At 39.6% G+C, this 22409-nt stretch carries 19 protein-coding genes and 1 tRNA gene; 15 read left to right on the top strand and 5 right to left on the bottom strand.

Going from position 1 to position 22409, the window contains the following annotated elements; genetic code table 11:
- The first annotated feature begins 40 nt into the window (after nucleotides 1-40).
- From tuf to PGH07_RS09215, 15 genes are all read left to right on the top strand, one after another.
- Nucleotides 41-1252, top strand: coding sequence for an elongation factor Tu (tuf, locus tag PGH07_RS09285; RefSeq protein WP_289414177.1), 1212 nt, complete (start codon nucleotides 41-43; stop codon nucleotides 1250-1252).
- Nucleotides 1253-1296: 44 nt separating this feature from the next.
- A complete protein-coding gene (gene rpmG / locus PGH07_RS09280) occupies nucleotides 1297-1449 on the top strand; it encodes a 50S ribosomal protein L33 (protein ID WP_289414176.1) in 153 nt (50 codons plus the stop codon).
- Nucleotides 1450-1473: 24 nt separating this feature from the next.
- Nucleotides 1474-1549, top strand: a tRNA-Trp gene (locus tag PGH07_RS09275).
- 17 nt (nucleotides 1550-1566) lie between these two features.
- The gene (gene secE / locus PGH07_RS09270; RefSeq protein WP_289414175.1) at nucleotides 1567-1746 is read left to right on the top strand and encodes a preprotein translocase subunit SecE; all 180 of its coding nucleotides are present in this window, start codon (nucleotides 1567-1569) and stop codon (nucleotides 1744-1746) included.
- A gap of 8 nt (nucleotides 1747-1754) precedes the next feature.
- Nucleotides 1755-2285 carry a transcription termination/antitermination protein NusG gene (gene nusG / locus PGH07_RS09265; protein ID WP_289414174.1) on the top strand — a complete coding sequence of 177 codons (531 nt, stop codon included), beginning with the start codon at nucleotides 1755-1757 and terminating at the stop codon, nucleotides 2283-2285.
- A gap of 34 nt (nucleotides 2286-2319) precedes the next feature.
- Nucleotides 2320-2745: a 50S ribosomal protein L11 gene (gene rplK, locus PGH07_RS09260; RefSeq protein WP_289414173.1), complete on the top strand. Its 426-nt coding sequence runs from the start codon at nucleotides 2320-2322 to the stop codon at nucleotides 2743-2745.
- A gap of 65 nt (nucleotides 2746-2810) precedes the next feature.
- Nucleotides 2811-3515, top strand: coding sequence for a 50S ribosomal protein L1 (gene rplA, locus PGH07_RS09255; RefSeq protein ID WP_289414172.1), 705 nt, complete (start codon nucleotides 2811-2813; stop codon nucleotides 3513-3515).
- Between the two features lie 189 nt (nucleotides 3516-3704).
- Entirely contained in the window at nucleotides 3705-4193 is a 489-nt protein-coding gene (rplJ, locus tag PGH07_RS09250) for a 50S ribosomal protein L10 (RefSeq protein WP_289414171.1), read from the top strand.
- Nucleotides 4194-4276: 83 nt separating this feature from the next.
- Nucleotides 4277-4648, top strand: coding sequence for a 50S ribosomal protein L7/L12 (gene rplL, locus PGH07_RS09245; protein WP_289414170.1), 372 nt, complete (start codon nucleotides 4277-4279; stop codon nucleotides 4646-4648).
- Nucleotides 4649-4860: 212 nt separating this feature from the next.
- A complete protein-coding gene (gene rpoB, locus PGH07_RS09240) occupies nucleotides 4861-9018 on the top strand; it encodes a DNA-directed RNA polymerase subunit beta (RefSeq protein WP_289414169.1) in 4158 nt (1385 codons plus the stop codon).
- The gene (gene rpoC / locus PGH07_RS09235; RefSeq protein ID WP_289414168.1) at nucleotides 9011-13543 is read left to right on the top strand and encodes a DNA-directed RNA polymerase subunit beta'; all 4533 of its coding nucleotides are present in this window, start codon (nucleotides 9011-9013) and stop codon (nucleotides 13541-13543) included. The genes rpoB and rpoC overlap by 8 nt, the downstream gene beginning before the upstream one ends.
- Nucleotides 13544-13918: 375 nt before the next feature.
- On the top strand, nucleotides 13919-14293 hold the full coding sequence (gene rpsL / locus PGH07_RS09230) for a 30S ribosomal protein S12 (RefSeq protein ID WP_289414167.1): 375 nt from the start codon (nucleotides 13919-13921) through the stop codon (nucleotides 14291-14293).
- A gap of 120 nt (nucleotides 14294-14413) precedes the next feature.
- The gene (gene rpsG / locus PGH07_RS09225) at nucleotides 14414-14881 is read left to right on the top strand and encodes a 30S ribosomal protein S7 (RefSeq protein WP_289414166.1); all 468 of its coding nucleotides are present in this window, start codon (nucleotides 14414-14416) and stop codon (nucleotides 14879-14881) included.
- A gap of 11 nt (nucleotides 14882-14892) precedes the next feature.
- A complete protein-coding gene (fusA, locus tag PGH07_RS09220) occupies nucleotides 14893-16983 on the top strand; it encodes an elongation factor G (protein ID WP_289414165.1) in 2091 nt (696 codons plus the stop codon).
- A gap of 174 nt (nucleotides 16984-17157) precedes the next feature.
- Nucleotides 17158-17523, top strand: a complete 366-nt coding sequence (locus PGH07_RS09215) for a hypothetical protein (protein ID WP_289414164.1) — start codon at nucleotides 17158-17160, stop codon at nucleotides 17521-17523.
- 31 nt (nucleotides 17524-17554) lie between these two features.
- Here PGH07_RS09215 and PGH07_RS09210 read toward each other — a convergent pair whose 3' ends face one another.
- The 5 genes from PGH07_RS09210 to gyrB form a co-directional block, all read right to left on the bottom strand.
- On the bottom strand, nucleotides 17555-17896 hold the full coding sequence (locus PGH07_RS09210; RefSeq protein WP_289414163.1) for a DUF2853 family protein: 342 nt from the start codon (nucleotides 17894-17896) through the stop codon (nucleotides 17555-17557).
- A gap of 49 nt (nucleotides 17897-17945) precedes the next feature.
- On the bottom strand, nucleotides 17946-18182 hold the full coding sequence (locus PGH07_RS09205; RefSeq protein WP_289414162.1) for a hypothetical protein: 237 nt from the start codon (nucleotides 18180-18182) through the stop codon (nucleotides 17946-17948).
- Between the two features lie 69 nt (nucleotides 18183-18251).
- Complete coding sequence (queF, locus tag PGH07_RS09200; protein ID WP_289414161.1) at nucleotides 18252-18629, bottom strand: preQ(1) synthase; 378 nt, start codon at nucleotides 18627-18629, stop codon at nucleotides 18252-18254.
- Entirely contained in the window at nucleotides 18626-20059 is a 1434-nt protein-coding gene (locus tag PGH07_RS09195; RefSeq protein WP_289414159.1) for an EAL domain-containing protein, read from the bottom strand. The genes queF and PGH07_RS09195 overlap by 4 nt, the downstream gene beginning before the upstream one ends.
- Nucleotides 20059-22389 (bottom strand): DNA topoisomerase (ATP-hydrolyzing) subunit B, encoded by a 2331-nt coding sequence (gene gyrB / locus PGH07_RS09190; RefSeq protein ID WP_289414157.1) that lies wholly within the window; start codon nucleotides 22387-22389, stop codon nucleotides 20059-20061. Before gyrB ends, PGH07_RS09195 begins: the two co-directional genes overlap by 1 nt.
- Nucleotides 22390-22409 lie beyond the last annotated feature (20 nt).

Below are 22409 nucleotides of genomic sequence, written 5' to 3'. Positions count from 1 at the left end.
AATTATGCCTTTAAAAACATAATCAAGCTAGGAGAAAAGCATGGCTAAAGAAAAATTTACGCGTACGAAACCGCACGTAAACATCGGTACTATCGGTCACGTTGACCACGGTAAGACAACTCTTACAGCTGCAATCACAATGTGTCTTAACCTTAAAATGGGTTCAGGTAAGGCAATGGATTACGATCAAATTGATAACGCTCCAGAAGAAAGAGAAAGAGGGATTACAATCGCTACTTCTCACGTAGAGTATGAAACAGCAACAAGACACTATGCTCACGTTGACTGTCCAGGTCACGCTGACTACGTTAAAAACATGATTACTGGTGCTGCTCAAATGGACGGTGCGATCCTAGTTATCGCTGCGACTGACGGACCAATGGCTCAAACTAGAGAGCACATCCTTCTTTCTAAGCAAGTAGGTGTACCATACATCGTAGTATTCTTGAACAAAGAAGATCAACTTGATGACGAAGATAAAGAAGAAATGCTTGAGCTAGTAGAGATGGAAGTTAGAGAACTTCTTTCTGAGTATGACTTCCCAGGTGACGATACACCAATCATCGCTGGTTCAGCATACCAAGCACTTGAAGAAGCAAAAGCTGGTAACCTTGGTGAGTGGTCTGAGAAAATCTTTGCACTTATGGATGCAGTAGATGAGTACATTCCTGAGCCAACAAGAGAGACTGATAAAGACTTCTTGATGCCAATCGAAGATATCTTTACTATCCAAGGTCGTGGTACAGTTGTAACTGGTAAAGTTGACAGAGGTACTGTATGTGTTGGTAATACTGTTGAGATCGTTGGTATCAAAGATACAATGACAACAACTGTTACTGGTGTTGAAATGTTCCGTAAAGAAATGGATTGTGGTGAGGCTGGTGATAACTGTGGTGTTCTTATCAGAGGTATCGATAAAAACCAAGTACAAAGAGGTATGGTTCTTTGTAAGCCAGGTTCAATCACTCCACACAGCAAGTTTGAAGCAGAAGTATACGTACTTACAAAAGAGGAAGGTGGTAGACACACTCCATTCTTTGACAACTATAGACCACAGTTCTACGTACGTACAACTGACGTAACTGGTTCAATCAAACTTCAAGAAGGTACTGAGATGGTTATGCCAGGTGACAACGTTAAAATCAACGTTGAACTTATCGCTCCAGTAGCTCTTGAGCAAGGTACTAAGTTCGCGATCCGTGAGGGTGGTAGAACAGTTGGTGCTGGTGTCGTAGCAAAAATTATCGAATAATTGTCTGCAAGGGTAACCCCTTGCATACATCATAGGAGAATATGATGAGAGAAACTGTTCACCTAGGTTGTGAGAAGTGTACAAGACGTAACTATCACACAACAAAGAACAAAAAAAATACAACAGAGAAGCTTGCAATTAAGAAATTTTGTAAGTGGTGTAAAACACATACTGTTCATAAAGAGATGAAGCTCTAATAGCTTTGCCTCTTTTTTAAATCTAGGCCAATAGCTCCAATGGTAGAGCATCGGTCTCCAAAACCGAGTGATGGGGGTTCGAGTCCCTCTTGGCCTGCCACTAAAAAGGTATACAAAATGGAAAAACTTTCAACTTTTATTGCACATGCGAAAGCAGAGATACATAAAGTAATATTTCCAACTAAAGTACAAGTAAGACAAGCATTCTTAGCGGTTATTCTTGTAGTGACTGTTATTTCAATATTTTTAGCATTGGTTGACCTTTTAATGTCATCAATCGTATCATCAGTATTATAGGATAGAAGATGGCTTATCAATGGTATGCAATTCAGACATATGCAGGAAGTGAACAATCTGTAAAAAGAGCAATTGAACAGATGGCAGTTGATCATGGAATTGAAGATAAGGTCAAAGAACTTGTAGTCCCAACTGAAGAAGTAATTGAAGTTAAAAACGGTCAGAAAAAAATCACCGAGAGAACACTTTATTCAGGATATGTATTTGCACATATAGATCTGGATACTGATCTATGGCATAAGATTCAGTCTTTGCCACGTGTATCTAGATTTATCGGTGAACAAAAGACTCCTACTGCACTCTCTGAGGCAGATATCAAAAACATCTTAGAAAAAATGGAGAAAAAATCTGCTCCTAAGCCTAAGGTTGATTTTGAAAAAGGTGAAATGGTGCGTATCATTGATGGATCATTTGCTAACTTTACCGGAATTGTTGAGGAGTATGACCTTGACCACGGTAAGTTGAAGCTTAATGTTTCTATCTTTGGTAGAAATACGCCGGTAGAGATACTGTATACACAAGTAGAAAAAATCATATAACCTAAGTGGTTAAATCTAATAGAAGGACAAAGAGATGGCAAAAAAGATAGCAAGTAAATTCAAAATGATCATTGCTGCTGGTGCTGCGAACCCGTCACCACCGGTGGGACCTGCACTTGGTCAACGTGGTTTGAACATTATGGAGTTCTGTAAAGCGTTCAATGAAAAATCAAAAGATATGATGGGATTCAAAGTTCCTGTAATTATTACAGTATATAGTGATAAGAGTTTCACATTTGAACTTAAGCAGCCACCTGCATCTCAACTTATCATGAAAGCGGCAGGACTTAACAAAGGTTCAGACAATCCACTTAAAAATAAAGTAGCTACTATCAGCCAAGCAAAAGTTGACGAGATTGTAGATCAGAAAATTAAAGACCTTAACACAAATGACAGAGAGATGGCAGCTAGAATCATCGCTGGTCAATGTAGAAGTATGGGTGTAGATATCGTAGGCTAATACGATCTAAAGAATAAATCATTACCACATTGATTGAATGTGGGAGCATAAAAGCGGAGAGAATAATGGCAAAGAAAGCAAGTAAAAGAAGAGAAGCTCTACTAAAAAAAGTAGATGTAAGTAAAGTATACAGTGTTGATGAAGCTATCGCTACACTACCGGAGCTTAAATCAGCAAAATTTGATGAGACTGTAGAAGTTGCACTTAACCTTAATGTTGACCCGAGACACGCTGATCAAATGATCAGAGGTTCAGTAGTATTGCCACACGGAACAGGTAAAACAGTAAGAGTTGCAGTATTTGCAAAAGATGCAAAAGCTGATGAAGCAAAAGCAGCAGGTGCAGATCTTGTTGGTAGCGATGAACTAATCGAGCAAATTCAGGCTGGTAACATCAATTTTGATATCGTTATCTCAACTCCTGATATGATGGGTGTACTTGGTAAAGTAGCAAGAGTACTTGGACCAAAAGGTTTGATGCCAAACCCAAAAACTGGTACTGTAACTATGGATGTAGCTAAAGCTGTTGAGAACGCTAAAGGCGGACAGGTTAACTATAGAGTTGATAAAAAAGGTAACATCCATGCAGGTATCGGTAAAGTAAGTTTCGATAATGCTAAAATCAAAGAGAACTTTATTACATTCGTAAGAGCGATCAATAAAGCAAAACCAGCATCTGCAAAAGGTAAATATATTACTAATGCAGCAGTATCACTTACAATGAGTCCTTCAGTGACACTAGATGCTGCAGAACTAATGGAACTAAAGTAATCATACATTTTTCAAGTGCAGCTCAGCTGCATCTTGAACTATTTTCAAACAAGTGCTAACTTAGCATTTTATTGAGAATAGTATTCTCAAATTTAGGTCAAAGACAATAGGGGCGAAAGCTTAATTAGTATGGCTGAAGGGCTATACATGTGGTTTACCACACCCTGTTGTAGGTCGAAAGGAGAAAATATGTTAACTAAAGCACAAAAAGCGCAGATCGTTGCAGAGTTGGCTGCTGAGTTCAAAGAAGCTGGTGCCGTTGTAGTTTGTGACTACAGAGGTATGACAGTTGAAGCTCTTGAAGCAGTAAGAAACAATGCACGTGAGCAAGAGTGTAAAGTGAGAGTTGTTAAAAACAAACTTGCACAACTAGCTATTAAAGAAGCTGGGTGTGAAGAGCTTGTACTTACAGATACTAATATCTTTATCTGGGGTGAAACACAAGTACTTCCGTGTAAGGTAGCTGATAAAGCTGCATCAGACAACAAAGATCACTTTTCTATCAAAACTGGTCTAATTGAAGGTAAAGCAGCTGACCTAGCGACAATCAACGCTATGGCTAAACTTCCTACAAGAGACGAGCTTCTTGGTATGCTTCTCAATGTTTGGAATGCACCGGTACAGAACTTTACAATCGGTCTGGATGCACTCAGAAGAAAGAGAGAAGAAGAGGCTTAATAGCGAGTGGTGAGGGCAATCACTGCTCTCTAATAAGTAAATCGTATAAGATTTCTGCATAATAGATAAAAAAGGAAAATATTATGGCAATCACAAAAGAAGATGTAATTGAGTTTATCTCTAACCTTTCTGTACTTGAGCTTTCTGAGCTAGTAAAAGAATTCGAAGAAAAATTTGGTGTAACTGCACAAGCTACAGTAGTAGCTGCTGCTGGTGGTGCTGCTGCTGAGGCTGCTGAAGAGCAAACTGAGTTCAACGTAGTACTTACTGACGGTGGTGCTAAGAAAATCAACACTATTAAAGTTGTAAGAGCTGTTACAGGTCTTGGTCTTAAAGAGGCTAAAGATGCAGTTGAAAACACTCCAACTGTACTTAAAGAAGGTGCTTCTAAAGAAGAAGCAGAAGATATCAAAAAACAACTTGAAGAAGCTGGTGCTTCTTGTGAGCTTAAGTAATCGATATTACTTCCAATTAAAGCCGGGATATATCCCGGCTTGACAAACTAACCTTCGTTAGATACAGTGATAAGCTATTCGGAGATGAGACATTTTCATACCCTCCTCTAATAGTTTCTTGGTGTATCTAACTAATTATGATTTATTAGTTACATAAATTTTATAAACAACGATATTAACCATTAACCTAACCATTCAAAAGAAGGATAACCATGTTAAACTCTTTACATTCTGGTAATAGACTTCGCGTCGATTTTTCAAAAACCCCAAGAGAGATAGAAATCCCTAACCTTTTGCAACTTCAACAACAAAGTTATGATGACTTTTTGATGATGGGCAAAAAAGATAGAAAAAACTCTACATTAGAGAAGGTTTTTAAAGGATCTTTCCCTATCCACGACCAGCAGAACAGACTTACACTTACATATAAAGGCTCAGATATCATTAAGCCGAAGTATACAGTACGTGAGTGTATGGAGAGAGGATTGACTTACTCTGTTTCATTGAAAATGAACATTGCATTGACAATCTGGAACAGAGATGAGAAAACCGGTGAAAAACTTGATCCAAAAGAGATCAAAGAGCAGGCGGTATTCGTCCGTGACATCCCATTGATGACAGATAGAACATCATTTATTGTTAATGGTGTAGAAAGAGTGATCGTGAACCAACTTCATAGATCTCCTGGTGTAATCTTTAAAGAAGAAGAGGGTACAACTACTGCAGCTAAACTTCTTTACTCAGCACAAATCATTCCGGATCGTGGTTCTTGGTTGTATTTTGAGTATGATGCAAAAGATATCCTTTATGCACGTATTAATAAAAGAAGAAAGATCCCTGTAACGATTCTATTCCGAGCACTTGATTATTCTAAAGAAGATATTGTTAAACTTTTCTATTCTACAAAAGAAATCGTGATCAAGAACAATAGATTCCTTACAAAATATAATCCGGATGACTTTACAGGTAGAGCTGAGTATGATGTAAAAGACGCTGATGGTAACATCGTAGTAAACCTTGGTAAGAGACTTACAAAGAAAAAAGCTCAATCTCTTCAAGAAGAGGGATTAGAGTGGATTGAATACCCTGTTGATGTACTTATGGAAAGACACTTGGCTACACCAGTGATCGATCAAGAGAGCGGTGAAATACTTTATGATGTAGTTACACCACTTGATGAAACTAAACTTAAAAAGATGATCGAGCAAGGTATTGACAGCATTACGATCATTGATGATCTTGCTGAAGGTTCAGATAATTCTATCATAAATGCCTTTATTGCTGATCAAGAAAGTTTGAGACTACTTAAGCAGACTGAAGAGATAGAAGATGAGAACGTACTTTCTGCTATTCGTATCTATAAAGTGATGAGACCAGGTGAACCGGTTACACCTGAAGCGGCAAAAGCATTCTTGCAGCAACTTTTCTTTGATCCTGAGAGATATGATCTGACAAAAGTCGGTCGTATGAAAATGAATCATAAGCTAGGTCTAGAGACTCCAGAGTATACAACAATACTAACAGCAGAAGATTTGATCAATACAGTAAAATATTTGATCAAAGTGAAGAACGGTCAAGGCCATATCGATGATAGAGATCACCTTGGTAACAGACGTATCCGTGCTATCGGTGAATTGCTAGGTAATGAGCTTCACAATGGTCTAGTTAAAATGCAAAAAGCGATCAAGGATAAGATGACTACTATTTCGGGTAGCCTTGAAGAGTTGATGCCACATGATCTAGTAAACTCTAAGATGATTACAAATACGATCCTTGAATTCTTCTCAAGCGGACAGCTTTCTCAGTTTATGGATCAGACGAACCCACTTTCTGAAGTTACACACAAAAGAAGACTTTCTGCACTTGGTGAGGGTGGTCTTGTTAAAGAGAGAGCAGGATTTGAAGTACGTGACGTTCACCCGACTCACTATGGACGTATCTGTCCGATTGAGACACCGGAAGGTCAAAACATTGGTTTGATCAACACACTTTCAACCTATTCGAAAGTAAATGAGCTTGGATTCATCGAAGCACCATATAAAGTGGTAAAAGACGGTAAAGTAACTGATGAGATTATCTATGTAACTGCTACACAAGAAGAAGATAAGTGTATCGCTCCTGCATCAACTGAAGTAGATGAGAAGGGATATATCGTTGGTGACCTGATTGAGACAAGACTTAACGGTAACATTGAGTTGAATGACTCAAAGAGAGTAGACCTTATCGATATCTCTCCATTGATGATCTCAGGTTCGGCAGCAGCACTTATTCCGTTCCTTGAGCACGATGATGCAAACCGTGCACTTATGGGATCGAACATGCAACGTCAGGCAGTACCACTTCTAAGAACAGAAGCACCAATGGTTGGTACAGGTATGGAAGCGATTGTAAGCCGTGATGCATGGGAGTGTGTGAAGGCAAACCGTGGCGGTACAGTTGAAAAAGTTGATGGTAAGAATGTTTATATCATGGGTGAAGATGAAAGTGGCGTATTTATCGACCACTATGCGCTTGATAAAAATATGAGAACCAACCAAAATACAACATTTACTCAAACACCGATTGTTAAGCTTGGTCAAAAAATAGAAGCTGGACAAGCAATCGCGGATGGTGCGAATATGGATCAAGGAGAGCTTGCTATCGGTAAGAATATCCGTGTTGCGTTTATGCCATGGAACGGGTATAACTATGAGGATGCGATTATTATCTCTGAAAAACTGATCCGTGAGGATACATTTACTTCAGTTCACACGTATGAAAAAGAAGTTGAAGCAAGAGAATTGAAGCATGGTACAGAAGAGATCACAAGAGATATTCCTAACATCCGTGAAGATGAATTACTTCACCTTGATGAGTCCGGGATCGTTAAGATAGGTACCTATGTGAAGCCTGGTATGATCCTTGTTGGTAAGGTAAGTCCAAAAGGTGAGATCAAACCGACACCTGAAGAGAGACTACTTAGAGCGATCTTTGGAGAGAAAGCTGGACATGTTGTGAATAAATCACTTTATTGTCCTGCTTCAATGGAAGGTGTAGTTGTAGATATCAAAGTATTTACAAAAAAAGGGTATGAAAAAGATGCACGTGCTATCCAGGCGTATGAGGCAGAGAAAGCACAGCTTGACAGTGACCACCATGATCAACTTCTTATGATCGATAGAGAAGAGATTCTTCGTATCGCTAAGTACCTTTCTGAACAAGATCTTGTAAAAGATGTGACAATCGGTGAAAATGAGTATAAATCTGGTTCTAAGATAGACCAAGAGACGATTAAAGAGGTAAACAGATTTGCTCTTAGAGGCGTGGTACAGTCATATTCTGAAGAGGTACAAGAAGAGTATGAAGCACTTAAGAACTACTTCCTTAAACAGAAGAAGAGACTTAAGACTGAGCATGAAGAGAAACTTTCTGTACTTGAGAAAGACGATATTCTCCCTAGCGGTGTAACAAAACTTGTAAAAGTGTATATTGCAACGAAGCGTAAGCTAAAAGTTGGGGATAAGATGGCAGGACGTCACGGAAACAAAGGTATCGTATCTAATATCGTTCCTGAGATCGATATGCCATATATGGAAGATGGTACACCGGTTGAGATCATCCTTAACCCACTAGGGGTACCTTCTCGTATGAACATTGGACAGATCCTTGAAGTACACTTGGGGCTTGTAGGTAAAAATCTTGGTACACAGATCCAGGAGATTTTCGATAACAAGCAGGCTGATTTTGTTGAACAGCTTAGAGCAAAGATGACTGAAATTGCTGATGTTGCGAAACTAATGAATGCCAAAGAGACATTAGCGAAGATGAGCGATGAAGATCTGATCAAGTACGGTAGAGACTGGAGTAAAGGTGTTAAGTTTGCTACACCGGTATTCGAAGGTGCGAACCAAGCAGAGTTTGATAAACTCTTTGAGCTTGCAAAAATCGAGAGTGACGGTAAAATGGTACTCTTTGACGGGAAGACAGGTGAGCAGATGATTGAGCGTGTAAATGTTGGATATATGTATATGCTTAAACTACACCACCTTGTTGATGAGAAGGTGCATGCACGTTCAACTGGTCCATACTCACTTGTTACTCAACAGCCAGTAGGTGGTAAAGCCCTCTTTGGTGGACAAAGATTTGGGGAAATGGAAGTTTGGGCACTTGAAGCATATGGTGCATCACACATTCTAAAAGAGATGCTCACAATCAAATCAGATGATGTTGAGGGTAGAGCAAGAGCATATAGAGCGATCACTAAAGGAGAGCCGGTACCTGAGTCTGGTGTTCCTGAAACAATGTTCGTATTAACAAAAGAGCTTCAAGCACTTGGACTTGATGCAGAACTTTATGCACAGAAAAATGAAGTGGAGGTTGAAGATGAGTAAGCAACTAGAAAATTTAACACCAATAGATCTTAACAGTGAAGAGAGACCTCAGGATATTGAGGCCTTCCAACTAAGAGTAGCAAGTCCTGAGAAGGTACTTTCTTGGAGTTACGGTGAGGTAAAAAAACCTGAGACGATCAACTATAGAACACTGAAGCCTGAACGTGACGGTCTTTTCTGTGCGAAAATCTTCGGACCGATTCGTGACTATGAGTGTCTGTGCGGTAAGTACAAAAAGATGCGTTACAAAGGTGTTGTATGTGAGAAGTGTGGTGTTGAAGTTACTACTTCAAAAGTAAGAAGAAGCAGAATGGGTCATATTGATCTTGTTGCACCGGTTGCACATATCTGGTATGTATCTTCACTTCCATCACGTATCGGTACATTACTTGGTGTTAAGATGAAAGATCTTGAACGTGTACTTTACTACGAAGCATACATCGTAAAAACTCCGGGTAGTGCAAGTTATGATAGTGAAGGTCTTAGTCCACTAGCAAAATATGATGTTCTTAATGAAGAGCAGTACCAGCAGATCATGCAGCGTTTTGCTGATACAGATCTTGATGCGCGTATGGGTGGAGAGATCATTCAAGAGCTTCTTGCAGACCTTGATCTTGTAGAGATGTATAATCAGCTTAAAGAAGAGATCGAATCAACAAGATCAGAAGCAAAGAGAAAAACGATCGTTAAAAGACTGAAAGTAATCGAGTCATTCCTACACTCAGGAAACAGACCAGAGTGGATGATGCTTACACAACTTCCAGTACTTCCTCCGGATCTAAGACCACTTGTAAGTCTTGATGGCGGTAAATTTGCAGTTTCAGATGTTAACGACCTTTATAGAAGAGTAATTAACAGAAACCAGCGTTTGAAGAGACTGATCGAACTTGATGCGCCTGAGATTATTGTAAGAAACGAAAAACGTATGCTTCAAGAAGCGGTAGATGCACTTTTTGATAACGGTAGAAGAGGCAATGCAGTTAAAGGTGCAAACAAAAGACCATTGAAGTCACTTTCAGAGGTAATTAAAGGTAAGCAGGGACGTTTCCGTCAGAACCTTCTTGGTAAAAGGGTTGACTTCTCTGGACGTTCTGTTATCGTTGTTGGTCCGGACCTTCGTATGGATCAGTGTGGTCTTCCTAAAAAGATGGCGATCGAGCTATTTAAACCTCACTTGATGGCGAAGCTTGAAGAGAAAGGGTATGCAACAACGCTTAAACAAGCTAAAAAAATGATTGAAAAGCAGGAAAACGAGGTATGGGAGTGTCTAGAAGAGGTAGTTGAGAACTATCCGGTTCTTCTTAACCGTGCACCGACACTTCACAAACTTTCGATCCAGGCGTTCCACCCAAGATTGATTGAAGGTAAAGCAATTCAGCTTCACCCGCTTGTGTGTGCGGCATTCAACGCCGACTTCGATGGTGACCAGATGGCTGTACACGTACCGCTTTCAGATGAGGCAATAGCTGAAGCAAAAGTATTGATGCTGGCTTCAATGAACATCTTGCTTCCAGCATCAGGTAAAGCGATCGCTGTACCGTCTCAGGATATGATTTTGGGTCTTTATTACCTAACGTTAGAGAAAAATGATGTAAAAGGTGAGCACAAACTCTTTGCAAACGTTGAAGAGGTTGAGATCGCATTTGAACAGCAGTCTCTTGACCTGAATGCACGTATCAGAACAGTGATCGAGGGACGTATCACGACATCTACTGCAGGTAGACTGATCTTGAAATCGATTATTCCTGATTATGTACCTGAGAAGTACTGGAATAAAATTCTTAAGAAAAAAGATATCGGTGCACTAGTTGACTATATCTATAAAATTGGTGGTGTAGCAGAGACTGCAACATTCCTAGATAACCTTAAGGATATGGGTTTCAAATATGCAACAAAGGTCGGTGTATCGATCTCAGTTGAAGATATCAAGATCCCTGAGCTTAAAGAGGAGCTTGTAAAAGCTGCTACTGAAGATGTAAAAGAGATCCAAAGACAATTTGGTGCAGGTCTACTTACTGATCAAGAGCGTTATAACAAAATTATTGATATCTGGACAGATGCGAACAACGGTATCGCAGAAGGTTTGATGGCTAAGATCAGAGCTGATAAAGACGGATTTAACTCAGTTCACATGATGGCTGACTCTGGTGCGAGGGGTTCTGCAGCTCAGATCAGACAGCTTTCAGGGATGAGGGGTCTTATGGCGAAATCGGATGGATCGATCATTGAAACACCGATTACCTCAAACTTCCGTGAAGGACTAAATGTACTTGAGTACTTTATTTCAACACACGGTGCGAGAAAAGGTCTTGCCGATACGGCACTTAAGACAGCGAACGCTGGTTACTTGACAAGAAAACTGATTGACGTTGCACAAAACGTGAAGATTGTAATGAGTGACTGTGGTACACATGAAGGTGTAGAAGTATCGGATATCGTAGTTGGTAACGAGATGATCGAACCACTATCAGATCGTATCTACGGTAGAGTATTGGCTCAAGACATCATCGACCCAATCACTTCAGAAGTATTGGTAAGTGAAGGTACACTGATCGATGAAGAGATGGCTCAGCGTGTTCAAGATGCAGGAGTTAGATCAGTAGTGATGAGAGCTCCATCTGCATGTAAAGCGCCGAAGGGAATTTGTGCAAAGTGTTACGGTCTGAATATGGCTGATAACAAACTGGTAAAACGTGGTGAAGCGGTTGGTGTTATTGCAGCACAATCGATCGGTGAACCTGGTACACAGCTTACACTACGTACATTCCACACTGGTGGTACGGCAACAGCAGGTAAGGAAGAGAGACAAATCGTAGCAAGTAAAGAAGGTTTCATCCGTTACTATAACCTTGCAGTTTATAGAAATACTGAAGATAAGTTGATCGTTGCGAACAGAAGAAATGCCGGTGTACTTTTGGTTGAGCCAAAAGTAAAAGCGACTATTTCTGGTAAAGTGAAGATTCAGGTTACACATGATGAATATGTAATCTCTGTGGTTGCTGAGGGTAAAGATGAGATTAAATACAATTTCAGAAAGTCTGACGTAGCAAAATCAAACGAGCTTGCTGGGGTTGCAGGTAAGATTGAAGGTAAATTCTTCTTACCGTTAGAAGATGGTGATGTTGTTGAAGAGGGTGATTCTATTGTTGAGATGATCAATGAAGGTTGGTCAGTACCATCACGTATCCCATTTGCTTCAGAGCTAAAAGTGGAGAATGGTGCACCTGTAACACAAAAAGTGATCTCTGAATCAAAAGGTAAAGTGAAGTTCTTCTTACTTAGAGGTGATTATCTTGAAGCACATCCTGAAAGTAAAGAGGGTGATGTAGTTACACAAAAAGGTCTCTTCGCGGTTGTCGTTGATGATAACAATAGAGAAGCAGCAAGACACTACATTTCAAGAGGATCGAAACTTCATGTGTCAAATGATCAGAAAGTGGAAAGAGGAGATCTCCTTTCTGCACCGGAAGTAATGGAACAAACTGTTGTTGCAGAGTGGGACCCTTACTCAGAGCCGATCATTGCAGAACAAAAAGGTACGTTGAAGTTTGAAGATATCATTCCTGGTGTTACGGTAATCGAACAGTTCGATGAAGTGACGGGTGAGTCAAGACTAGAGCTTAATGAGTATATCCCGGCTGCATATAAACCGGCGATCATTCTTGCAACAGAGTCAGGAGAGCTTATTCGTTATCAACTTGTTCCAAGAACAAGCCTTTTTGTGAAAGACGGAGCAGAGGTTAACACAGCAGATATCCTTGCAAAAACACCAAAAGCTGCGATCAAGTCAAGCGATATTACCGGGGGTCTTCCAAGAGTATCCGAACTCTTTGAAGCAAGACGTCCTAAAGATATTGCTCTGATTGCACAGATTGATGGTGTCGTAAGCTTTGGTAAACCTCTACGTGGTAAACAAAGACTTATCATTACAGGTGACGGAGATCAGATCACTGAGCAGTTTGTTGATAAGAACAAGAACGTATTGGTTCATGCAGGAGATTATGTACACGCAGGTGAGAAATTGACTGACGGTACTATCTCAAGCCATGATATTCTTGCTGCACTAGGTGAGAAAGCACTGTATGAATATATCGTTTCTGAAGTACAGATGGTTTACCGCCGTCAAGGGGTTAACATCTCAGATAAACACATTGAGATCGTTGTTTCTCAGATGATGCGTCAGGTAAAAGTAATTGATAGCGGTAATAGTAAATTCATCGCTGGAGATATTGTATCTCGCCGTAAGTTCCAAGAAGAGAACGAAAGTGTGTTGAAACTTGGTGGTGAACCTGCGATCGCTGAGCCAATGCTAGTAGGTATCACCCGTTCAGCGGTTGGTGCAGACTCGATCATCTCGGCTGCATCATTCCAGGATACTACAAAAGTATTGACTTCGGCATCAATCGCTGGAACAGTAGATGCGCTTGAAGATCTTAAAGAGAACGTTGTTATCGGTCGTCTGATCCCTGTTGGTACAGGTATGATCAACCTTGACAAAATCTCAATCAGTACTACAGAAGAGTAGTATAAGAACCACTTCGGTGGTTCTTGAACTTTCCTTTACATTAACTACTGTAAAAATGTATATAAAAAAATCTTAAGATATTTTCAGTATAATATGCCTCCATTTTTCCGGGGTTTGTTCGATTTTAGAGCATTGTGGTGTTTTAAGATGGGATTATCCCAAGATTGATGAGTTATGGAGTGTATTTTTAGCGCAAAGCTTAAAAAACTTCGTGAACACCGGGTTTACTTCAACAGAAGACACCTATAGGAAGTGCCCTTTGGGTACTAGCAGCTAGCTGCTTTTACATTAAATTCGAGTACTTAATTATAAGTATTGTTATTTGGTGTAACAGCCAATGATTCAATTCAAAATAACAAAGAGAAAGGATTACGATTGCCTACAATTAACCAATTGATTCGTAAAGAGCGTAAAAAAGTGATTAAAAAATCAAAATCACCAGCGCTTGTGAACTGTCCTCAAAGAAGAGGTGTTTGTACAAGAGTATATACAACTACTCCTAAGAAACCAAACTCAGCACTTAGAAAAGTTGCTAAAGTAAGACTTACAAGTGGATTCGAAGTAATCGCTTATATCGGTGGTGAGGGTCACAACCTTCAAGAACACTCTATCGTACTTATTCGTGGTGGTAGGGTAAAAGACTTACCGGGTGTTAAGTATCACATTGTTCGTGGTGCATTGGATGCTTCAGGTGTAGCTAACAGAACTGTTGCTAGATCTAAGTATGGTGCTAAGAGACCTAAAAAATAATTTTAGGAATATACTTAAAAGAGGTTAGCCTGATATCAGGCTTATGCAGGTATTGTCAGTGAACCTTCGTGGACAAGACTTGAGTAAATCAACAATATAAAGATTGAAGAGGAAAAACAAATGAGAAGAAGAAAAGCTCCTGTTAGACCGGTACTTCCAGATCCAGTATACGGTTCTAAAGTTTTAACAAAATTCATCAATGCAGTAATGCTTGATGGTAAGAAAAGTACAGCACAAAAAGTAGTTTATTCTGCGTTAGAAAGAATTGAATCAAAGACAGGTGAAAAAGGTATCGATATCTTTAACCAGGCAATGGACAATGTAAGACCATTGATGGAAGTAAAGAGTAGAAGAGTTGGTGGTGCTACTTACCAAGTACCAATGGAAGTAAGACCTGTAAGACAACAATCATTAGGGATCAGATGGATCGTTGATGCTGCAAGAAAAAGAAATGAAAGAACTATGATGGAGCGTCTAAGCAACGAGCTAATGGATGCTGCAACTGAAAAAGGTTCTGCTTTCAAGAAGAAAGAAGATACTTATAAAATGGCAGAGGCTAATAAAGCATTTGCTCACTACAGATGGTAAGGAATTAGATTATGGCAAGATCACATAAACTAGAAGACGTAAGAAACATCGGTATTGCTGCACACATTGATGCAGGTAAAACGACAACAACTGAAAGAATTCTTTTCTATACAGGTGTTGAGCACAAGATCGGTGAGGTTCATGATGGTGCTGCTACAATGGACTGGATGGAGCAAGAGCAAGAAAGAGGTATTACAATTACTTCTGCTGCGACAACTTGTACATGGGCTGATAAGCAGATCAACATTATCGACACTCCGGGTCACGTTGACTTTACAATTGAAGTTGAGCGTTCAATGAGAGTACTTGACGGTGCAGTTTCTGTATTCTGTGCAGTTGGTGGGGTTCAGCCACAATCTGAGACAGTATGGAGACAAAGAAACAGATACGGTGTACCATCTATCGTATTCGTAAACAAAATGGACAGAACAGGTGCAGATTTCTATGAAGTAGAAAGACAAATTCGTGAAAGACTTAAAGGTAACCCGGTTCCTATCCAACTTCCTATCGGTGCTGAAGACAACTTCGAAGGTGTCGTTGATCTTGTAAAAATGAAAGAGATCGTATGGGATATGGATGCAGCGATGGGTTCAGCATACCATGAGCAAGATATTCGTCCAGAGCTTCAGGATAAAGCAGAAGAGTACCGTGAATTGATGATCGATGCGATCTCAGCAGTAGACGGTAACGAAGAGCTTATGGAAAAATTCCTTGAAGGTGAAGAGATCAGTAACGATGAGATCAAAGCAGCGATCAAGCGTGCGACTATCGCAATGCATATTGTTCCAATGACTGCTGGTACTGCGTTCAAGAACAAAGGTGTTCAGACACTTCTTGATGCGGTTGTTGATTATCTTCCTGCACCAACTGAAGTACCACAAATCAAAGGTACGATGATGGATGATGAGACTCAAGAAGTTGTGGTTGAGTCTACGGATAACGGACCTTTTGCTGCACTTGCGTTTAAGATCATGACTGACCCGTTTGTTGGACAGTTGACATTTATCCGTGTGTACAGAGGTATTCTTGAAGCTGGTTCATATGCGCTTAACTCTACAAAAGATAAAAAAGAGCGTGTTGGTCGTATTATGAAGATGCACGCGATCAAACGTGAAGAAGTTAAAGAGATCTATGCAGGTGAGATCGGAGCAGTTGTAGGTCTTAAAGATACAACAACAGGTGATACGCTCTGTTCAGACAAAGATAAAGTAGTTCTTGAGAGAATGGATTTCCCAGAGCCGGTTATTTCAGTTGCGGTTGAGCCTAAAACAAAAGCTGACCAGGAAAAAATGGGTATTGCGCTTGGTAAACTTGCTGCAGAGGATCCATCATTCAGAGTTGCGACAGATGAAGAGTCTGGTCAGACAATTATTTCTGGTATGGGTGAGCTTCACCTTGAGATCATCGTTGACCGTATGAAGAGAGAGTTTAAAGTAGAAGCAGAAGTTGGTGCACCACAAGTTGCTTACCGTGAAACAATCAGAAGCTCTGTTGAAAAAGAGTACAAGTACGCAAAACAATCTGGTGGTCGTGGACAGTTCGGTCACGTATACCTCAGAATCGAGCCGCAAGAAGCGGGTGCTGGTTACCTATTCGTTGATGAGATCAAAGGTGGGGTTATTCCTAAAGAGTTCGTTGGGCCGGTTGATAAAGGTATCCAGGAAGCAATGCAAAGAGGTATCCAAGCTGGTTATCCGGTAGAAGACGTTAAAGTAACACTTTACGATGGATCATACCACGATGTTGACTCTTCTGAGATGGCATTTAAACTTGCTGGTTCGATGGGATTCAGAGAGGGTTGTAAACAAGCTAACCCTGTTATCCTTGAGCCACTTATGAAGGTTGAAGTTGAGACGCCTGAAGAGTCAATGGGTGACGTTATCGGTGACGTTTCAAAAAGACGTGGTCAGGTAAATGGAATGGATGATAGAGCAGGTATGAAAGTTGTTAGAGCATTCGTACCACTTTCTGAGATGTTCGGTTACTCAACTGACCTTAGATCGATGACACAAGGTCGTGCGACTTACTCTATGGAATTTGACCACTATGAGGAAGTTCCGACTAACGTTGCAAAAGAGATCATCGAAAAGCGTAACAGCTAATTTCAGATTTCTTTACTGCATATCCGCCCGAACGGGGCTTGCTCCGTTCGGTCACTTACTTAAATGTAAGCTCTCTCACTATACAATCACCATTCAAACAAATCTACAGCAAATTAACTCTGAAATAAGTATTTATTTTTAAACCACATTATATTTATACATTTAGGATTTTTTATGAAATTCATTATTGACCTTATTGAAGATATCAGAGTCGAGATTGGTAATAACCCTGATTTTACAATAAATGCTATGCTCCTTAAAGAGGATGTTAATGATCCTCAGAAGCTTATCTATGGCGGTGAAGCAGGTCTTAATAGCTTTACGTTGGATGAAGCTGGCAGAAAACTTATGATCAAATTTAACGGCTCAACTGAGATATTGACAATAGGTGAACTGATCAAGCATATTTTGATCTATGATATGGATAAGATGATGTATGAAGCAAGACTCAATATAAACCATCAGCACAATGATATAGAGGTGCTTGGTTTTGGTAAATCTATTGAGGAAAAGAAGTATTTTATTTTTATCAAACTGTAGCAGGTAGAACGATCTGTCTACCTGTTATCAGTTAATCATATATTGCTGTTTTACCGAAGTTCTTTGCTAATTGAGCATAAAAAAGTGCTCTGTATTTGTGTCTATTGGAATTTCCCATCATTTCGCATACATTTGCAATAGCTGCATCAAGTTCTTTATCAGATTGTGTAAGACCCAATTTATTTTTTAGAAAATTTTCTCGGACGGTCTCTACTTCACTCTCATCAGTACATGATACTATTTCTGAATCATTATTATAGATTGACGGTCCTAAAGCAATTGTGACTTTTTCTATCAATTCTGAGCTAAGTGCCAGGCCTAATTTTTTGCACTCTTCAACATAGTGTGCTACTTTTTCATCCAGTTTACTCATGGTCACTCCTTTTTTTAATGATGTGACTTCATTATAACATATAACTATCTTAGTCGAGTAACATTGGATTTTGACTAAACAGTATCCAGTTTATAGAGACCTTATGGTATTGACAAAACAATGCTATTGATTCATAGGGGATCTTTTTTCGTTTTTTTATCACGGCATAATATTGGGGATCAAGTTTAAGTGCATGCGCGATATCTCTATCATAAATTTTCTCTTTTTTAAGTGTAGAGTGCAGGATAGTACGGATACGTTCAGTAACTTCTAAAAAATCTATCATGTAACTCCTTTTGGGATATCATAATAGATTTTTGAAGAGCATGAACAATATATGTCACATTGACATATTTTAGTTGTTTTCGCTATCGATTTCTATAATTGTATGTACATTCCCACGTGGATTAAAATCAGCGATAAGCTTCATAGATTTTGGTTGAAGTTTATTAAAGAGTGTGTCATAAAACTCATTTGCAGCATTTTCATGTGAAATATATCTATGCATAAATGAGTTGATATAAAGTTTCAACGCTTTTAGCTCGATCACTCTTTCATCGGGTTGATATGATAGTCTAAATGTAGCAAAATCAGGGTAACCTGACCTAGGACACATACACATAAATTCAGGGAGTTCTATGTTGATCGTATAATTTTTCTTATGTTCATTTGGCCAGAAGTTCTCTTTCGCATTGATATCAAATTCACGTATTTCTTTTTCACCGTATTTCATTTGTTTCCTTTATTGTATTTTTCTATTAAATGATATTCATCAATTGGTTTGGCGATACCAAATCCTTGTAGGTAATCGATACCGAGTAATTTTAGTTTTTCTTTTTGTTCTTCTTTATCCACCCATTTGGCTACAGTAGTAATCCCAAGTTCTTTGGACATTTTGATTAATGAATCCAACATAGCTAGGGTGTTTTTGTCAGAGAGTTTTGTGACGTACTCTCTATCAAACTGTATCATATCAAAGGAGAAGTGTTTCATGTATTCCATAGAGGCATTAGATGCACCGAAATTATCGATACATATGCGTACACCATGTGCACGTATTTGTTTTAGTGTTCTAAGGTAACCACTAAGGTTATGGTGTGTTTTTCTCTCATAGAGTTGAATGATGATACGGGATGCATCAATATTTGATTCTTCAAGCAGTTTGAAGAACTGATCTTGAAACTGTTTATCTCTTAATGAAAAAGGTGAAAGGTTAAAGGTTAAAGAGATATTCTTATCAATTAAAGGCAGCAAGTCAACAACATGTTTGAGCAGCATCATATCGTACTCTCTACCAAGTCCCATTTTGTTAATGATAGGTAGATAGACACGTGGAAGAATATCTTCTTTTGTCTGATGCTTGAGTTTAGCAGCGATCTCATATGTATCTATCGTATTGGTATGAAGATTGAAAAGCGGACGAAAAGAGAGAGATAGGTCTCCTTTTTTCATAGCATTGACAATCGTTTGTTCGATTTCAGAATACTCTTTAGCATCTTTTACCAGCTCTTTTGAATCATCATCTTTACTTTGGTTGGAGTTCAAAATATTTCTGAGCTGTGAAATATCTTTTTTTAGATTGAAATCCGGATTAGTGATCACTGCATATTGATAATCCAATTCAATGTGGTCGATCGTGCCATATTTGTTGATAAATGCATTGATAATATCCGTCACCGGTTCATCTATGGTAGTCAGGCCTATAAGGAACTCTGCTCCGTAACGTCTAGCGATGAGTGGTTCTTTAATCCCTTTTTCGCGCAAATAATGATTGATCTTATGTATCATATTATACAGCAGTAGGTCAACTTGCTCATTACTATAGTTCTGGTTAATCAAATAGAGGTTATCAACAACGAGAAGTGCCAATGCGTCAGGTTTTTTCTTTTTGAGTTTTTCCCAAAATGCTCTTTCATTAAATCCATGTGTGACAGGGTCTATCAATGACTCCTCAACACTTCGTTCCAAAAAGAAGTAGATAAAATAGACGGAGATAAAGACCATTGCAGCGATCAAGATTTTGTTTTCAAAGTTAAGATCTACAATTTCGCCCTTGAGGTATGTAGAATAGACGACCAACGCAACCAATACCAGAATAGGTATTGCTGCCCTGAGGGCAAGTTTGAATCGTCGTCCTCGTTCCTCAAGTTCGGATAAGAGCATTATACATCCAGGTGTTTTACATCTTTTGCATGTGTTTCGATGTAGTTACGTCTTGGTTCAACTTCATCACCCATGAAGAGTGTAAAGGTTTCACTAGCAGTTTCCAAGTCATCGATTTTGACCTGAAGCAGTTTTCTGTTCTCAGGAGTCATCGTAGTTTCCCATAACTGTTCAGGGTTCATCTCACCCAGACCTTTATAACGTTGGATATAGGCACCTTTTTTAGCATTGCTTTCTATCTGTTCGAAAAGTTCAAGCAGGTCTTGATCAGCAAACTCTTCTGTGATATGATCGTTGATACGTGCATGGATCTCGATCGCACTGTTGTATTGCGGATTCGTAAAGAGGACATCATCGATGATAAGCTCTTCAAGTCCATCCTTGGTCTGAACATAAAGGTGGATCTGATCATCAGTGACAGACTTGTTGAGAATGTTATAGCCAAGTTGGTCAATGTAGGCTTCAATCGTTTTAAAGAGGGCTTCATTAGAAGTACCGATGATATCAGGGTTCTCTATCATATAACGTACCACTTCAGGCAGGGCAAAACGGTTCTCTAGGTCTTTCAATGTCATTTTATAGTGTCCTACAAGCTTGAAGAGATCCACAAGATCGTTATCTCCCATTGTCTGACTCTCGATTGCTGCGATACCGTTTTCGATCAGGAAGTTGTTAAGATCTACATCATCCTTAAGGTACATTTCATTCTTCCCTTTTTTATAACGGTAAAGCGGCGGTTGAGCAAGATAGAGATATCCTTTTTCGATCACCGGTCTTAAGAATCTGAAGAAGAATGTCATCAGAAGTGTTTGAATATGGCTACCGTCGACATCGGCATCGGTCATGATGATGATTTTGTGATAACGTAGCCTTTCCTCATCGAATTCATCACCGATACCGCAACCAAGAGCAGTGATCATATTTTTGATCTCATCAGATTTCAGGATCTTGTCTAAACGTGCTTTTTCTACGTTAAGGATTTTACCTTTTAGTGGCAATATAGCTTGGAACACTCTATCACGTCCCTGTTTTGCAGAACCACCAGCAGAGTCTCCCTCAACAAGATAGATTTCAGAGATTTCCGGATCTTTGCTTTGGCAGTCTGCAAGTTTACCCGGAAGTGTTCCAATGCTCATAGAATCTTTACGTTTTACGAGCTCTTTTGCACGTTTTGCAGCGTCACGTCCACGTGCAGCAAGAAGGACTTGCTCCATAATAGCTTTCGCTTCGATCGGGGTCTCTTCAAGATACTTGTTAAAGTTTTCACTAAAGAGCTTCTGAACCAGTGGTCTTACGTAACTTGAACCCAGTTTCCCTTTAGTTTGTCCTTCGAACTGTGGTTCGGGTACACGTACTGATACGATAGCGATGAGACCCTCTTTGCAGTCATCTCCAGTGATTTTTGTATTTTTTTCTTTGGCATTGGCATTTTTAGAGATGTAACTTGCAATTGATCTGGTCAGACCGGCTCTAAATCCTGCTTCATGCGTACCACCTTCAGGAGTTTTAATGTTATTTACAAAAGAAAGTACTTTTTCGGTATCTGAGTTACAGTACATCATCGCGATATCGATTTCTACGGTTCCTCCCTCTGCATCTTCTGCACTACCGCTGAAGAACTGTGCACTAGAGAGCGGTTCTTTTGTATTCATCTCCTCAACAAATTGGCGGATACCGCCTTCAAAGTGGAAGAGTTCTTTTGTATCGTCTCTTTCATCTCTAAAGTCGATAGTGATCTTTGGATTAAGGTAACAAAGCTCTTTGAAACGCTTCATCAAGATCTCTTTTTTGAAGGTTACTGTCTCTGTAAAGATCGTTTCATCCGGCCAGAACTCGATCTTGGTTCCGTGTTTTTTTGTACTGTCACCTGATGCAAGCGGTGCATCCGGGATACCTTTTTGGAAGCTTTGTGTATGGATCTCACCGTCTTTGAAGATGGTCATGTCCAGTTTTTTAGAGAGTGCGTTTACTACAGAGACACCAACTCCGTGAAGTCCACCTGAGACCTTATAGGTGTCTTTGTCAAATTTACCACCGGCATGAAGAACTGTAAGTACTACTGTCGCAGCAGAGATCTTTTCAGTCGGATGTTCTGTAACCGGGATACCACGGCCGTTATCCTCAATGATCGCTGAACCCTCTTTGGTAAGAGTGACTTTGATCATATCACAGTAACCTGCCATTGCTTCATCGATTGAGTTGTCGACAACTTCGTAGACTAGATGGTGAAGCCCTCTTTCTGAGGTGTCACCGATATACATCCCCGGCCTTTTTCTTACCGCTTCTAGACCTTTTAGGACCTTAATATTACTAGCACCATAATCTGCCATTTTGCACTCCGTTCTGTGGG

Origin of the sequence: Sulfurovum zhangzhouensis (assembly GCF_030347965.1) — a bacterium.
Lineage (GTDB): Bacteria > Campylobacterota > Campylobacteria > Campylobacterales > Sulfurovaceae > Sulfurovum > Sulfurovum zhangzhouensis.
This window is presented reverse-complemented; position numbering and strand designations above follow the sequence as displayed.